Annotated in this window: 11 protein-coding genes; 1 reads left to right on the forward strand and 10 read right to left on the reverse strand. The window is 41.1% G+C overall.

From position 1 onward, the window contains the following. Nucleotides 1–60 precede the first annotated feature (60 nt). The gene (locus I585_RS15165) at nucleotides 61–1,047 is read left to right on the forward strand and encodes a choloylglycine hydrolase family protein (protein ID WP_010741543.1); all 987 of its coding nucleotides are present in this window, start codon (nucleotides 61–63) and stop codon (nucleotides 1,045–1,047) included. Nucleotides 1,048–1,392: 345 nt separating this feature from the next. Here I585_RS15165 and I585_RS15170 read toward each other — a convergent pair whose 3' ends face one another. The 10 genes from I585_RS15170 to I585_RS15215 form a co-directional block, all read right to left on the reverse strand. After that, nucleotides 1,393–2,187, reverse strand: a complete 795-nt coding sequence (locus I585_RS15170) for a helix-turn-helix domain-containing protein (RefSeq protein ID WP_010741544.1) — start codon at nucleotides 2,185–2,187, stop codon at nucleotides 1,393–1,395. A 115-nt stretch (nucleotides 2,188–2,302) separates the two neighbouring features. Further along, nucleotides 2,303–3,400 (reverse strand): coiled-coil domain-containing protein, encoded by a 1,098-nt coding sequence (locus I585_RS15175; protein ID WP_010741545.1) that lies wholly within the window; start codon nucleotides 3,398–3,400, stop codon nucleotides 2,303–2,305. A gap of 21 nt (nucleotides 3,401–3,421) precedes the next feature. Beyond that, the gene (locus I585_RS15180; protein WP_244266011.1) at nucleotides 3,422–4,156 is read right to left on the reverse strand and encodes a hypothetical protein; all 735 of its coding nucleotides are present in this window, start codon (nucleotides 4,154–4,156) and stop codon (nucleotides 3,422–3,424) included. Between the two features lie 48 nt (nucleotides 4,157–4,204). Continuing rightward, on the reverse strand, nucleotides 4,205–5,746 hold the full coding sequence (locus tag I585_RS15185) for a coiled-coil domain-containing protein (protein WP_010741547.1): 1,542 nt from the start codon (nucleotides 5,744–5,746) through the stop codon (nucleotides 4,205–4,207). Next, nucleotides 5,746–6,519, reverse strand: a complete 774-nt coding sequence (locus I585_RS15190; RefSeq protein ID WP_010741548.1) for a hypothetical protein — start codon at nucleotides 6,517–6,519, stop codon at nucleotides 5,746–5,748. Before I585_RS15190 ends, I585_RS15185 begins: the two co-directional genes overlap by 1 nt. Further along, a complete protein-coding gene (gene lepB, locus I585_RS15195; protein ID WP_010741549.1) occupies nucleotides 6,516–7,094 on the reverse strand; it encodes a signal peptidase I in 579 nt (192 codons plus the stop codon). Before lepB ends, I585_RS15190 begins: the two co-directional genes overlap by 4 nt. A 17-nt stretch (nucleotides 7,095–7,111) precedes the next feature. Then, nucleotides 7,112–9,319 carry a glucosaminidase domain-containing protein gene (locus I585_RS15200; protein WP_010741550.1) on the reverse strand — a complete coding sequence of 736 codons (2,208 nt, stop codon included), beginning with the start codon at nucleotides 9,317–9,319 and terminating at the stop codon, nucleotides 7,112–7,114. Between the two features lie 14 nt (nucleotides 9,320–9,333). After that, nucleotides 9,334–11,079 carry a sortase family protein gene (locus I585_RS15205; RefSeq protein WP_010741551.1) on the reverse strand — a complete coding sequence of 582 codons (1,746 nt, stop codon included), beginning with the start codon at nucleotides 11,077–11,079 and terminating at the stop codon, nucleotides 9,334–9,336. A 109-nt stretch (nucleotides 11,080–11,188) separates the two neighbouring features. After that, nucleotides 11,189–11,926, reverse strand: a complete 738-nt coding sequence (locus I585_RS15210) for a pilin N-terminal domain-containing protein (RefSeq protein WP_010741552.1) — start codon at nucleotides 11,924–11,926, stop codon at nucleotides 11,189–11,191. A 1-nt stretch (nucleotide 11,927) separates the two neighbouring features. Further along, nucleotides 11,928–16,880 carry a SpaA isopeptide-forming pilin-related protein gene (locus I585_RS15215; RefSeq protein WP_010741553.1) on the reverse strand — a complete coding sequence of 1,651 codons (4,953 nt, stop codon included), beginning with the start codon at nucleotides 16,878–16,880 and terminating at the stop codon, nucleotides 11,928–11,930. Between the last annotated feature and the right edge of the window lie 14 nt (nucleotides 16,881–16,894).

Raw genomic sequence — 16,894 nt, forward strand, 5'->3', positions numbered from 1 at the left:
GAAAAGGGACTCCTACAACAACCTTTTAATAATCATCGATCATATAGAAGGAGTGGTAAAATGTGTACGAGCTTAACATTAACCAGTAATGCGCAACATCATTTTTTAGCTAGAACAATGGACTTTGGGTTCCAACTTGAAGGGAAGCCAGTTGTTATTCCACGGAATTATACGTGGAAACATCAGAAGGTGGAACAAAAAACAAAGTATGGATTTATAGGTACCGGTAGAAATCTAGGAGAATATTTTTTAGCGGATGGTGTAAATGAAAATGGGTTCGCTGTTGCAGAATTGTACTTTTTAAATGAGGCTAAATATGGCGATACTGAGCAAGAGAATAAAGTAAATCTGGCTCCCCATGAGTTTATTATGTGGTTGTTGGGCCAGATGAAGGATATTTCTGAATTAAGAGAAAGAATTACTGAGGTTCATTTGATCGAAGAAGCGATTCCAATGCTAGGTTTTGTTCCTCCCTTACATTTCATTGTCACAGATAAAACAGGGGAAACTGTCGTATTAGAATCCGACAGTGGAGAAATGCTCGTGAAAGATAATCCTGTGGGAGTAATGACCAATAGCCCTGACTTTGATTGGCACTTAAAGAATCTAAATAATTATTTGAGTCTTCAACCTAATAATTTCACGAATAAAAAAATTGGTAACTATGAGATCAAACCCTTTGGACAAGGAGCAGGAACATTTGGGTTACCTGGAGGGTATACTTCGCCGGAACGTTTTGTTCGAGCAGCCTATTTACGTGCATTAGTTGATACTGGTGAGACGGTTGGAGAAGGAATAAACTCCGTATTTAAAATTCTGGATAACGTGACAATTCCTAAGGGTGTTAATATCAAAAACGATGGTTCAATAGATTTTACTCAGTACCGTGCAGTTCTGGATGTGACTGATTTGACCTATTGTTTTAATCCTTATGAATCTCAAGAAATATTCAAAATCACGTTGAACGATACATTATTGAATGAAAAGCAGCCACTTGAATTTGATTATGATTCAAGTTTTAAAATGACTGATTTGAGTAGAAGATAAGAGATTAGATGCTGGCGATTTCCAAACTATTATTCAAAGTGGATGTAAAAGGAATCGCTTGAATCAAGAACAAAAATAGCATTATCATATACGCAATGTGAGACTTACATCTCCATTTTTATGTGCTAAACTTTTAGTATGCTTTTTCATAAAGGGTCCTCCTAAATTTGATTGTGATGCGGTCGAGAAACCAACATCCGTTTATCAATTTGGGAGGTCTTTTAATACCCCGCTGAAGGCTCTCCGGAACCACTCACGTAGCAAACATACAAAAATACCCTTGCGGCATAGAGTCGCAAAGGTATTTTTCAAGAATATAGTCAAGCATAGATGAATCTAATCAACTCACCCATTTGAAACGACATTATTCAATGCCTCACTCTTTTGAATCCGATCCAACAACTCTGGATTAATCCGATATCCTTTGCCCCACAAGGTTTGGATGGCTTTGTGTGATAAACTTGTCTGTTCAAACTTGCCCTTGATTCGTGTAACTGTGCTTGAAAGCGACGCTAAATGGGATTTGTTAACTTCTTCATTCCAAATCTCATGACAGATCGCTTCTCTCGTCACCACTTGGCTGCCGGCTTGGATCAATAGATATAAAATCCGAGTTTCGGTCTGTGACAAATGATGCATGACATCTAATAACTTGTAATTATCTTCTGTTGATAGAGACATTTTTTGCAGTGAATTCGTGCGCATTAGGGAAACTTTCTCCGACAATTGTACGACCTTTGCACCCTTATCAAGTTGTTCCTTCCCACCCAATTCTCTTTTCAAGGTATAAAGGCATTCTCTTAATTCATCCACCGAATCCTCCCTTGAGATAATCGCATTTAGAAGGCCTTCTTCCAAAAGTTTATGATCCATCTCGGTTGCCTGTGTTTCCACTTTGCGAATAATGCGGGTAGATGGATTCTCTATCAGCGGAACCAACTCCATTACCTCAGATTCACAAATCGTTTCACTTAACATGACGTATTGAAAATATTGAAAGAAATCCACAGTGTTTACTCGTTGGCTGCACCGCTCAAAAAATTTGGTTGAACAATACACCTCATAATTCAATGCCTGTAATTTTTGCTGCATTTCTTGCTCGGCTAAAATATTTCTTGTCAGAATCAAGACTTGATTCATTGTAATCTCTCCTTTTTAGTTAAAACCCTCACACTATAATGATTCATCGAAATTCCTGAAGCACTATGTAGGGAGAACAATGTAAACAGACGGCGACAATGTTCTCTACATCTTTCTATTCCTTACGGGATAACACCGAAACCTTCGGGTACTCATATCGTTCTTTGATTTCTTCTAGATTTGGCACATTGCTTTGAGCCAATTGATCGACCCGGCTTTTCAGTTCTTCATAAATGCTCATGATTGTTTGACGCGATTCATCAACTTCACAAGAAATTTCTTTGGCCCGATCATGGATCGTTTGAAGTTCTGCTTCTGAATCTTTGACGATTCGTTGGGCATCCAACTTGGCTTTTTCCACCATCCGATTTGCTTGTCGACGAGCAGAGATCAACACTTCGCCGATTTCATGTTGAGAATGGATCGCTTCTTGTTTTAGCTGTTCATTTTCGGTTTGCAGGGTGGTAATTTGATGTTGTAATTCCGACACCAACTCGGTCTCTACGATAGATTCTTGTTGCTTCTGATCCTGAATCACTTGTTGAACAAGCTCGTCTTTTTCTAAAATCAGTTGATCCTTCTCTACGATCAATTGATCCAATTGAGCGACCAGTTCTTCTTTTTCCTGCAGTTCATTGACGACGCTGTCCATTTGCCGCTCAACTTTTTGAAGCTCCTCATGATGTTGATACGCGTCATCTTTTTGATTGACGGTGAATTCACGAATCTGTTGCCGTGCTTCTTGCAGCTCGGTTTCTAAGGTTTGAGTATTTTCCAATGCGGCTTTCAATGTGTTAATTTCTTCTTCCGCTTGATCCAATTGTTCCTTCAAATAGCCCGTCTCTTTATTCTCTTGCAGGCGTTGAATCTCTTGCCGATTTCGGCGCGTTTCAGCCTCCAAATCTTGGATTTGACGCCGGTTTTCGGCCTTTTCTTCGCCGGTTCGTAATAGCGCTTGTTTGTACTTGTCATTTTCCTTCATTAAGCGCTGCTTTTCTAATGCAGTGTCCCGTTTGACTTGTTCAATCAATTCGTCTTTTTCCGTCACTTGGCGTTTCAGTTCGGTGAGCTCATCGATTTTTTTCGGAGCTGGTCGTTCTAACGACGGGCTTGGTCGTTCTTCGATCATGATCTCTTCTTCAGGCACTGAATTGATCTCATCAATGATATTTTTATTGAAAAACCAGCCGTTCTTTTTTTGTTGTGCAGTCATAATTCGCTCTCTCCTCTTTCTTTACTCTTCTTCTTGGATCAATGAAAATTCTTCGTCGGTTTTCTCACGAGAAAATGTACAGCTATAGGTCTTTTTCTTCTCTTTGTCATTCATCAAGTTCATTTGGAACGTGATCTGAGTCAGCTTCGTCACGTCTTTCGCTTCTTTGGCGAAGGCTTTCACGTTATCTTTGATCTGTTGGCGGTTTTCTTCACTGCCAGAATCCCCAGCTAAAGCAATGTTTAAGGTCTGTGTTGGCACATCCAAGACGATCAACGTCGTTGATAAGCCAAAATACGGACTGACTTTCGTAGATAGATCACTCTCAATTTCGTATTGCTTCTCTCTATTTTCTTCGGCAAACAAGTCATCCCATTGATAGTCTTTCAAGCCAATACCCTTTTTGGGATAGGCTTTAATCGGTAGTTTGGTGATGATTTGTTTCTGTTCTTTTTTCAGCGTATAGAGCTCGTCTTTTAATTGATTGGTTCGTTCCGTGACCACGTGCAACTGATCCTCCATTTGAAACAAGCCGTAAGTGGTTAAAAGCAATCCCAAAGCCAAGAGGATCGTCAAGTAAAGCAAGGCAGAAACATGTTTCCCCTGTTCCGCTTGTTTGACCACTTCCAGCTTTTTTCGGAAGGGCAACGGTGTATTGGGTGGGACATTTAGCCGCTGCAGCTGCACCTTGATGATCATCCGTCGAAACCAAATAATGAGTATCAAAATGACCAGCCCTACGCTAATCCAATTCATGATCAAAATGTGTGTATCCCCTTTTCTCTCTCTAGTTTCGTTTCGTGGTTAATCAAAATAATTCGATAAACTTTGGTCCTGTTTCTTTTTCTTGATCTCTTTTAGCAGCGTCCCGTTCGAAAGGGCCTCGACCTTATACTCCAAATCATCATAGATGGAAAGCACGCTTTTCCGTGATTCCGACACTTCGATCAAGATTTTTTTCGCCCGGTTACTGATGTTTTCTAATTCCAATTCCGCAGAACTAATCATATGTTTCGCCTCTACTTGTGCGTCTTCAACGGTGCGATTCGCTTGTTTTTTCGCAGAGATCAGCACTTCACCGATTTCCTGTTGGGATTGAACAACCTCTTTTTTGAGCTGTTCATTCTTTTCCATCAAGTCGTCGACTTGTTTCTTGGCTTGGATCAATTCAAGGCTTTCCTCAGACGCTTTTTGTTCCTTCAACTTGCTTAACTCGATTTGTGCATCGGCTAACCGACTGGCTAGACGTTCTTTTTCGGCTTCCAACTGTTCAAGATTAGTGGTTTTCTCTTCTAATTTCGCAATCTCTTCATGGGCATCGAACAAGGCGCTGTTAAGGGCTTCTTTTTCCGCCGCAAGCTGTTCCATTTCTTCCACTATTTCTTCTTGTTCTTCCGGCACGTGTCCTTGTTCATCAATCGCCATTTGTGATTCCTCCAATGCATGTTTCAGCTTTTGAGCGACCCGCTCCTCTAGCTGTTGAATCGTTCGTTTGTACTTCGCGTTGTCTTCTTTTAGTTGTTGCAGTTCTGTAGTAATTTCTTGTTCTTTTTCTTCAAGCATTTCATCCAACACATCGTTTTCCGCTTGAAGCTCGATTAGTTTTGTTTCATTTTTTTGATTGATCGTATGTAACTGTTGGGTTTCTAGTTCCAATTCGTGATGTTGTCTTTTCAGTTGATCAAATTGTTCGCGTTCTTTTTCACGTGCCGTCTTGATCTGAGCCAACTTTTTTTTATTGGCGCTATTTTCCTCTTGCATCTCTTGATAATTCTTTTTGTATTCCGCAAGCTGTTGAGTCAGTTCTTTTAGATTGACTGTTTTAGTCTCTTTTTCTGACGCTTCATTCCTGATTCGCTCGTTTGTTTCCGTTAGTTCTTTTTGTTTTTCCTCTAACTGTTGTTGGAGATGTGTGATTGTAGCTTCTGTTTCGTTCTTCTTTTCTTCTATTTCGACAAGTTTTTCCTGCCAATCTTCGTCGCGTTCTGTTAACTCGTCTTCCAAACGGGTACGTTCGAAGTCCAATTTTTCTTTTAGCTCATCGTTTTCTCGCTCTAACTCGCGGACACGATTTTCTGCTTCTTCTTTTAGACTCTTTAATTCCGTTTGAAGCTGTTGGATTTCGACAATTTCTTCGGAAGGTTCTTTCCTCGTTTGGTTAGTTATTATTTTTTCGTTATCCGGTTCGATTACTTCAGAAAGCTCCTGATCATCCAATAGTTCATCAACACTTCTTGTTTCGTTATAAAGCTCTTCTGCTTGGAGTTCTTCTTCAGTAATATCGTTGATGAACTCTTTCAACGCATTCGTTGAGAGCCATTTTCGCTTTTTCTTGTTCTCTGCCATTAGCCTTTCCCACCATCATTCTTTAGATTCTGCTCAGAAATATTTTTCTTATGAAACTCCTCTTCCCCGTTTTCACGAGAGTAACTCACGCTATAAACCACTTTCTTTTCTTTATCCATGGAAGTGACCATTCGAACATGAAGTTCCGTCAAATTGAGTATCCCTTCGGCTTCTTTCGCAAACGCATCGAGATTCTTTCGAATCGTTTCCATGCTTTTATCGTCTTCCGTTTGTCCTTTTAACTGAAGAGTCATTGTTTTCGGAACGGCTAATGAAATTGTCGTATCGGAAGAACCAAAATAGGAAACGGTCTTTTGAGCAAGCCCTGTTTCGATCTCTTTTTGTACGTCGGAATCTCTCGCTTCCCCGGACAACTTTCCCCAATCGTACTCATTGAGTCCGATCCCGTTTTCGGGATAGTTCTTTAAGGGAATACTCGCGAGTAGTTGCTTCTGTTGTTGTTCCAAACGTTCGACTCGATCTTCTAAATGAGTATTTTTTGCTTTCATTTTTTGATGATCATCCACTAGGAATAGAAAAGAACCGATAAAAACGAGTAACGCACAGCCAACCATCAGACCACTAAACAGTAAGTAACGAATATGCCTGGCTTGTTCAATTTTTCTAAGATGATTCATTTTTCTTCGAAACAAGGGCGTTTGATCCGGTTCTTTTTGAATGGCTGAAAACCGCAAGTCAAACACCACTCTTAGAAGAATAAAAATAATGGCTAAGACGGTTAAGCCGGCGCTGAACATTCCTATTATCATCATTCGCTAACCGCCTGCTTTCTGATCAACGATGGAAGATGCATCTGAACCGTGCCCTCGACTTCCTTTTTATAAACAAAGCCAAACGTTCGGCTGTCCTTCGATACATCAATATGATCACCCGTGGTGAAGTACAATCCCTTTGGGATTTTCGTTAATTCTTGAAATTCTTCAGCCACCGCCGGCGATAACTGAAATGTATAGGTCGTCTCGAAATCTCCATGTTCCCCGATGTTTAAGACCATGCGATCATTTCGGATAAACATCGTATCTCCCGGCATCCCAATCACGCGCTTCACAAATTTTCCTTCTTCGCCTTTGACCGAAAAAGCAATCACGTCATAGCGTTGAATCGGATCTCTTTTTTTTACCAAGACCATGTCTTTTTCCGTCAACGTCGGATTCATGGACGTCCCAGAAATCGGATGAAAACTATATTCTTTGCGCACCAGTTGTCCCGATATGAACATCACAACCAACAATAAGAGCGTTAAGATCGTGAGTACGAGACTTTTTCCTATGGAACGCGTTGGCGGATTTTCTTCTTTTTTCGTTTGACGTGATTGAACAGTTGCCATAAGTTACGGTGCTCCTTTTACTTTGCTTTGATATACGAAACTTGATCTGAAGTCGCTAACGCTGTATCGATTACACGATACGAGATGACTGTTCCGCCGTAGACATTTCCTTCAGAAATCAAGATACCTTCTGGCCGTACCACTTCCACGAATGCCACATGCCCGTATCTCGGATCTGATCCAGCCGTGCCTGGCTTGAAGGAAATCAACCAACCGGCTTTCGGTTTTTGACTAACTTCATACCCCAGTGCTTTACCTTTGGTTGCCCATTCTCCACCATTGCCCATGTAGTCATCGACTGTTTTGCCCAATTGATTTACCCGATTGAAGGCATACCACGTACATTGACCCACCGGATAAGAACCGGAACGGTTGTAATCTACGCCATTGTAGTCTGGGTATTTCATCCTGCTTTTATATTCTTCTGGAATTTCTTCCTTACCCTTAATAAAGACACCAGAATTTCCATCGTTTTTTACTTGATCGTATTGGGTCAAATGATACAGAGCGATAATCGAGTTCAGCTTCTGCCCATAAGTGGTATCGGTCGCGTAAGTCCCTGTTAAAGCATTCGTCGACCGAAGATAATTCTTGGCAGTCGAACGCCATGTTTGTTGGTAATAGCTGTTATTTCCCGAAATCCCACCACGTAATAGTTCGACGTAATCGCCTAAGGAAGCCGCGAAATTCGGATATTTTCTGAAGGCGGAGTTGATGGAATACAATTCCCCATTCCCGCGATCTTCTTGGGTCGCCATCGAAACCGATTGGCCTTGGTAGGTGCCTTTGATCCCAAACAAATTATGATTCGGCGCTAAAGACAAACTGCTTGTTCCAGAACCGCTTTCCAACAACGCTTGAGCAATCATCACGGACGCAAAGACATCGTATTCTTGTCCCAACTTCTGCGCATCTTCTCCGACTGTCTCGATGAATTTTTTCGCTCCTTCATTTTTGGTGAAGTTCATTGAAGCTGGATACTCCGCTAAGACTTGTTCGCCGTGTTCGGTCAAGGTGGTTTTCTCAGGTAACTCTTGGACGAAGAGATCGTCTTCTAAATCGATCGATTCAACGACTACTTGACGTTGAGTTTCTTTTTTTGTTTCTTCTGTTGATTCTGAGTTAGAGGTTTTAGTTGATTCTTCAGTTGTGGCTGCCTCAGTTGAAGAGTTCTTTGTCGTTTCTTCCTCATCAATCTCTACATCATCAACGGCTAAGTAATAGTCCTCACCAATGTAGACACCTAGTAGAACATTCTTGTCCTTCTTCTTTTGATACAACAGACTCCCGACAGTGATTTCTTCCGGCATTTTTTCGGGTGTTCCTGTGATTTCCAAATCGAATAAGTTCTGATACATATCTGTCGCTAATTGTTTTGCGTCATAGTTTTCTTCTTGTTCTGTGCCTAGCTGTTTGATCCCTTCATAGATCACTGCCGCATGAGCTTTATTTTTGAAACTGCTTAGTAACGGCAGCTCGAACCCTTTCAAATCTGATTGCGCAACTTCCGTTGTCTTCAACTCACTTGGCAGCTTCAAATTACTCGTTTCCGAGAATGCCTCCGGTGCACTCGGTGCAACAAAGGAATATTCCTGAACACTTGAATACGCCGGTGTGGCAGGAGCTGTTGCCGCAGGTGAGCTTGGAAACACGGGTACCAGCGTACTCGGCGGTTTTGGTTCTTCCTTACTAGGACTGGTAAACGGTTGTGTCGGCACAGAGCTGCTTGGCGTTGTTGCACTCGGTTTAGTATTGCTTGGCTTCGTACTAGTTGATGGCGTACTGCTCGGTTTTGTGCTACTCGACGTTGACGAACTACTTGAAGGCTTCGTCGAACTTGATGTACTTGTGTTAGACGAAGAAACCGATGAACTTGTACTGCTTGATGATTCTTCTGTACTGCTTTCAGAAGAATCAGGTTCTGACGAAGTCGAGGGTGTTGATTCTGAACTTACCGATGGTTCCACTGGTACTGGCGGTTCTTCTTCTGCTACTTCTGATTTCTCCTCAACTGGTGCTACAACTTCAGAATCCGGTACCACGCCTTCATTCGCAGGCATTTCACTGCTTTCTGGAACGGAAACTGCACTCTCTGCCGTTCCTGTTTCTACTATTAAAGAGGATTCTTGGGTGAGTTCTCCCGCTTTCAATACACCACTGCGCAGACCAGCAAGTCCGCCAATAAAAACGAGAATCCCACAAACACCTATCACTATCTTTTTCATGCACTGGTTCCTTTCTAAATCAAACTAAAGAATAAAATCGGTAATAAAAATAATAAGAACAAGGGAACGACGGTCTGCATCGGATCAGAAATGATCTTGGCTGCCAAGGTCATACTTACCCGTTCGGGTTCAGAGACGGGGTCGTCTTTCAAGATCGTGCCATCGATTTTTCCATCGTCTCGTTTGAGTTTCATTTCCTTGAACAGATCTTCTTTGGCATCATGCAAGGGCTGCACACTCTTGAGATTTCCTTGAACAAGACGCCGATAGATTGTCCCAATATCGCCTTCACAGCGTAAGAGGGTCAGTTTGGCAATGCCGTTTTTCGGCTCCTTTTCAACATACGAAATCTCTGTTTCTTCAATAATCTTGTTCAAAGAAACCTCGTAAACATACACGTTTTTGAAATCCGTCGCATAGATCAACTGACCCTTTTTCAAGTCTTCGATACGAAGCAGTAAAACATCTTTATCAAAGATGTTATGGGCTAAGACAACATAGTTTCCCCGTCCCAATTGTTGGTCGGAGCGATAAGTTGCCGCTCCGGTTAACAGATTTTCATTCGCCATTCCTGCAAGGATTGGCAGATCAATCGACACATCAGGAATCACAATCTTCCCGATACCCCAATTGTTGGTGGTATTTTGGACGACTGATTTGGCTTTGGCATAGTCAGCGATTTTGACACTGGCGATTTGTTTCTCGCCATAGTTTGCCTCATCAATCTTGTCGATATTGTAAGCGTTCAATTCTTCTTTTTGCCCGATATTGACGGCCGCGGAAGCAGGCTCTTGTTCCATATGCAGATAGCCATAGATTGACGTCATCATCACTGCCATCATAGTGACAAAGAGAAGGATGAAGAGAGTTTTTGTAACAAAGAACAGTCGTTTCAGATTTTTCCTAGCTTTACGAACGACTTCCGGATCATCGGAGCGGAAGCGTTTGATGAATCGTCGATATAGTCCCATCAATAATGCAAAGATCGCAACATTTAATCCCAGTGTCGCTAAAACAATATTTTGATAACTCCACGTATTGCGTTTCTTGACTTTCTTCTGAACCGCCGCGTTATAGCTCACTCGATGCCCGGTCACTAACAACCGAAAGGTATTAATTCCCGGCGGAGTACAGGTCAGTAACGTGACTTTATCTTTGCCTTTATGGATCTTGACCTTATCGACATCACTCGGCAGGATTTCTTCAAAGGAATCGATCTCATAGGCCAAGCGTTTGCCTAAAATATTGATAAAAAACAAATCGCCTTCTTTTAAATTACGGATATCAGTAAAGAGCACTTGGTTCTTAACTCCACTGTGTCCAGTAATCACCGAATGCGTATTCTTTCCTCCCACTGGGATCGAGGTTGGTTCAAAATGCCCCAAACCTTTTTCCAATGTTTTGAAGGAGGTGCCGTGAAAAAAAGGCATTTGTTTGATATCAATCGCAGGAATATCGACGGTTCCCATCACATCGCCCTGCTTCATGATTTTGTTGTAAACAACGGGTTCCCCTTTAGGCGAGCCCTCTTGCTTGTTGTAGATAAATTCGTTATAGGCCTTGGCCAAATTCCATTGTTTATCTTTTTCTTTTTGCGACATTTTTTTCATGGTGTCGTCGTATTCAGATACCGCTTCACTACGTTCGCGATTGGCTAAATAGTTCCCTACGATAGGATAAAGCAAGGTTAAGACGCCGCCTACGATCATGAGGATCGCGAAAATCTTCAAAAAGGAATGCTTTCTTTTCGTTTTCTTCATGACAGGGCCTTCTTTCCAATAGAGATTTACAATTTGAAAGAAAGAATCAAGGACACCACTACTTACGCATCCAAGATTCTTTCTTCACTGATGATGCATGATCTAATTCTTAAAAAACATCTTTCTTGCGGTGAATACTCACCATTCCAACTCCGCCCATAGTCACAATCATCGCCAAGATCCATAATAAAACTTGAGCCGTGCCAATGTTTCCACTGGTTTGCGGCAATTTCTTGATCTCGCCTTTTTCGTCGACCACTACAGGTATCGGCTTGCCATCCGGTCCTTTCGTCACAGGTAATTTAGGGGTCGTACCTAAGACACTGGATTTCGGATAGATATAAACTTCATTCAACGGTTCACCAGTCTGTTGGGGAAAGGGCAGCTCGACGATCACGGGTTCCATCACATCTTTGAGCTGTTCGTGCTCTTTCTCAACAATCTGGTACATCCCTTGAGCCAGCTCCCCCGCATGGGCGAGCCCTTTTTCATCGGTCGTGATGGTCGTGTGAAACGCGCCATCCCCTTGAACAGGTTCAAAGCCGGAAGCGCCTTGGATCGGTGTCACCCGAGTAATCTCATAAGACATTCCGGGCAGCGGATCAAGGTTCTTGCCATCGGCATCTTTCACTTGGTCAACTTTGGTTCCATCAAGCGGCATTGTTTCTGCGATCTTCGCAAAATCCACGATCTTGTATTTTTGGATAAAGATCGAATACCCGGAGCCGGTATTTTCAGTCGTTCCGACACTTTCCGCAGTCTCTGCTTCGGTATGAGCAGACACCACCCCACCAAAGCTCAGGGAGAAAACAAACAAACAGAACAACAAACGACGTAGTTTTTTCATTTTATCTTCCTCCTCTTACTTTGATCGGTCGAAAATGCAAGAATACTCCGGTCATCCCAATCACTAGTAGACTCGCCGATACGATCAAGATGATGCGCATCGCTTTGGTTCCACCAGTGAATGGTAATTTTGTCTGTCCGTTATCGGAAACATGAACTTTTGCGATATAGTTATAAGTTGGTATGGTTACCTTGATTGGATCCTTCAATAACTCGAAACCGTCTGGTGCTTTCGTTTCGACAAGCGTATAGTCTCCCGGTGGAAGTCCGATATACTCTAACCAACCATTTTTATCTGTCTTAGCAGAACCAATCTTATTCGTAGCATTTGTACTGTTTCCTTCGTAAAGGTCAAATTCTGCATCCTTTAATGGCTTACCAGTCGCTTCAATTTCCGCCTCACTCAATTTTCCATCCCCATCGCTGTCAACAGCCGTGCCTTCTTCATACTTAAATACACGGATTTTGGATAGCGGTGTTAACCCAGCATTCACATCGGTGACGTGGCGCACTTTGTCCGTTCCGGTCAGAAGCGTTGGCAAATCTTTCAACTCAGGGTGATTGTATTCTGGCGTTTTGTACGTCGTTTGATCCGCTTTAGAATTCAATTTCGGGTCACTTCCGATATGATCTTTGGTGACAATCACGATTTTTTGAACCACTAAATCGCCTATCATGAATTCTGCGAGGTATTCCCCTTCAGGCAGATTTTCAAACTTGTATTTCCCATTTGAATCGGTTTTTATTAATGAGTCTCCAGAACTATCAACAAATTTCTCACCCGTTAAGCTTTCCTTAACCAACTGCTTTTTGTATGACTTATCAAACTGACTCGTTCGATACAATTTCACCGGGATATTTCCCGTTGGTGATTCTGGAGTACCATCTTTCTTTGTGCCAATCAACCCGTCATAATCATCGTCATACCAAACATAACCTGTGAGATCACGACCATATACTCGTGTGACAGCCGTTTGAGAATTGACAGGTAGATTTAGATCAGAATTCATTGAAGCATTATTAATGTATACGTCTCCTGCCTTTTGATTTTCAGGTCGAATTCTAACCGTTAATTCTATATTGTCTCCTACACCAAGCATTGAATAAGTAACTAAAAATGCTTTTGCATTCTTTATAGAAGAAACGGAACTAGTACCTGGTGTATAGCTGCTCCAACCTGATATGCTGTTTGGATCAGTTGATTCATTAATTGAATTGTTTGTATACGTAATTTTAGCTTTTGAATCGTTTACCTTTACTTCTTCTACTACATATTTCCCATGAAAATTAGTCCCTCGAGAATCCCCATCATAAGGTAATACATCCAATAGCTTTGCATTGGGAATTGGAGTGACACTCTCATTAACTAAATTTATTTTATAGGTAATTGACACCCCATCTACTCCGACCGGATCATTTTCGCCAACTTCAATAGATGGCCTATTCGCTGTTTTACTAAGCACAACTTGCTGAATCAGATGTTCTATAAACACATCAGTCGATGAACGAACACTTTCCGCCGCCTTGTCCTTATTACTTGGTGAACCAGTAACCCACATCTCACCAACAGTTTTTACCGTAAGATTTTCAGTATAACCAGTGTCTTTAAACGTTAGTTGTGTAAAATCAGAGGTCGCCGAGAAATTGACCTCTACGCCTGTACTCAGGGGCATCTCTTTAAATGACCACCGTAAAGTTGTGGTACCATCGCCATTTGTTGTAGCTGCAGGATCTGGTAACGGGGCCCCATATGCATCTTTTGCAGAACCAAGTTTATAGTTTATTCCTTTAGGTAAAGTAGTATTTAGTGCGCCATCATATTTAACAGAATCGCTCCCAGACAAAACTCCATTCACCTTTATTTTTATTTCATCTGGCGTTTGATAAACTGATTGCTCCACATCTGTTTTAGTTGTGATATTAAATTTTTCGATGTAGGCAGTATTTCCTGTCCAACTCCAATAACCTTCTGGAATAGATGTTGCATTACCATTGGAATCGTAGATAGTTGGTTGGTAAGTAGCTCCTGAAGCCCCTACTGGATCATGATGTATACTCCCATTTCTATCATTAAACTGGCTTGCTTGTAACACTGTTATTGGATTCCCTTTTGGAGTTTTATTTCCCGGAGTTCCGATTACAGTAACGGGGATTCTTGGATAAGCTAGCAATGAGTTTGAATCCTTGTACGTTTTAACAGATATCTCCACAGCCGATATTCCACCAGCCGCATTTGCTGCAGTAACAGGTGAACTATACCAGAGGTATTTACCTCTCGTTGTATTATAGGGGAGTACTTTCATGGTGTATGGAGGAGTATCCGTTGCCGCACGAGCGACACCATAACGATAGGTTATATCCAGATTACTTTGTTCTTCTCCTGTATCGATAAAGGGCTTCCTGGTTTGATCATATTCAAATGCGCTTGCATCCCACATCAGTATTGCTTTCAATTCTTGGACACTTGGGTTAGTTGTCATATTAAAATTAGATAGATAGATTGAATCACCTTGATTCAATCTGGAGTTTCCTGTATTGACACCTGTCCATGTATGATTCAAATCAAGACTGATCATTCCCGTAGTTTTATCAGGATTGGTGGCTTTAGTAAATATAGGCCCTCCAACATAACCTCCTCCACCTGTAATAATTGTAGGATAGGTTACACTCGTGTCTGTAGCTGTTGTGAGCCCATCGTAACTTACAGAATCGATATACAGTGACATATCATATCGATTCCAACCATTAGCACTTCCTAAATTGTAAGTGGTTGTTTTATCCCATGCATAAACTACTTCCAAACTCGAAAAACTCTTATCTGTGGCACTCTGTGTTCGATTTCCCGTCATGTTATACGTATAGGGATTTAATACTCCTGCATACCCCGTATTAGAGAACGGGGTTCCACTTGTTGTAGTATTGCCTCCACTGAATTTTCCTGAATCATAGACCCCTATTTTAGAAAGATCTCCCGTTGGTTGTGAAGTATAGAGTCCTTTTGTTATTCCATGGGGTATAGCAAGAGGTTTCTTAAAGTCCCCTTCTTGAACAGTCGAAATTTTGGTCCAGTCTGCCGTTGATCTCGTCTTTAACGCTGCTGCATAACCATGACAATACATTGGCGTGTACTGGCTAGTATTCATCGTGTAGGTTGTACCGCTTCTTTGATAAGTACCTTTTAACTTAATCGTATAAGTAATTGCACCTTTAGGATACGTTGATCCTCTGTAATCTCCAGAAGCCCGTCCAGGTAAAGGCTTCAATGCTGTAGTAACACCTACATCATATCCACTAACACTACTTGCACTTACACCTACAGTAGTCCCAGAAACAACTTCTCCAGCGACCATCTGAACACCCACAGATGGTTTTGCAGAAACGATTGTATCGGCTACTTTCAATTTTGAAAGAGCGGATGAATCATATTGATTATTGAACGTTTCAAGATCACCTGATTCTACGTTTGTAGCATCAACGATCTCTAATTTAAATTCAGGACGTAGCTTTTGACCATTTTCAGCACCATAGACATTCATAATGACTGGGACAAAGACCTGTCCAGTGTCACTAATAACTGATTCCATAACTCCTTCTGAATATTCAGCACCGGTCCCCCCAGGTTTATCTATATAAGTTCCGTTAGCAATCTCTCCATTGTTTTTTGGTGTGCCATCTTTGATTTCTATCGCATTATCCAATGTACTGATTACTCGATACCGAATATTTTTATATTTCGTTAATAATTCTGTATTTTGGATTGAAAAAGAGATTAGATAGCTGACCTGGTCAAATGAACGAACGATATCGTTCGTCTCCGATGAATCATGACCCGCTACATTATCTGAATCAAAAGATGCTGTTCCTGTCCTCACAGAAATGTTTACATCACGAACGATAATTGGCTTACTTGCTTTAGAAGACTTTGATTTTGTTCTACTATCATTATTAGAATCAGTTAGATACTTTGGCTTTTTAAGTGAATCATCTGATTCATAATTAGCCTTTAATAACTTATCCAATGAAGATTTTGTTTCAACCGTTTCAACGGCCAAGATTTTTTCATAACTCTTGGCTGTTCCTATCTTTGGAAGCTCTACTTCTTCTGGAGAGTCTGTTTTTTTTGTTTCTTCTTTATCTTTTCCAGGCTCTTTCTGCTTACTTTCTTCGGATTGTTCTTTCTTCTCTTCCTGTACTTTCGAGTCAGAAGTTTCAGAACTTTCGAGTGTGGCTACTTCTTTCTTTTCTTTAGAGGAATCCGTCTCTTTCTTTGGTTCTTTTTTCTTGCTGGATTCTTTTACTTCTTCAGTTTTCTGGGTAGAATTAGTTTCTACTACTTCTAGACTAGTATCTGGTTCAACCAATGCTTGATCTAACGCTTCAAATTGAAAAAGTTGTTGTACCTGATTCGGATTACTAACATTTATCACTTTTATATCTATCGCTGAAGAAATTTTTCTTTGAAACTTTACCCACTGTTTCTGATCCTTTGTAAACTCAAAGTATATGGATCCTTTTGTTTCACTCTCCATCACTTGAATACAAGTAACCTTTTTTTCAGCTTCATTTTCCTCTCCATCGTAAAATTCTGCAGCATCATCGGCTATTTTTTTGAATATATCTTTTACTGTCTGCGATTCTAGATCTGCTTTCTGATAGATTGGTAACGAAATATCTTCCTTCTTGTCATTGAGTGGAACAGCAAAAAAATTTTCATCATATTTCAACTCAAAAATTCCATCCTCTTTAGCTATCAGCTTAAGATTTTCGGATTCTTCTTTCGTTTTGAACTTTTCTACTCGGTTCCCTTCTTCATTTTCCAATAGTACCAACGGTGTTTCTAACGCGGCATTCAATAATGGACCAATGGAAGTAGCAATCAGTATCACTACTCCCAAAAGAAGAGTCATGGGAAGAAGAACTGCGACTATTGGCTTTTGTTTGAATTTCTCGCGCATGGTCTGTCCTTCCT

The organism is Enterococcus malodoratus ATCC 43197 (assembly GCF_000407185.1).
Lineage (GTDB): Bacteria > Bacillota > Bacilli > Lactobacillales > Enterococcaceae > Enterococcus_A > Enterococcus_A malodoratus.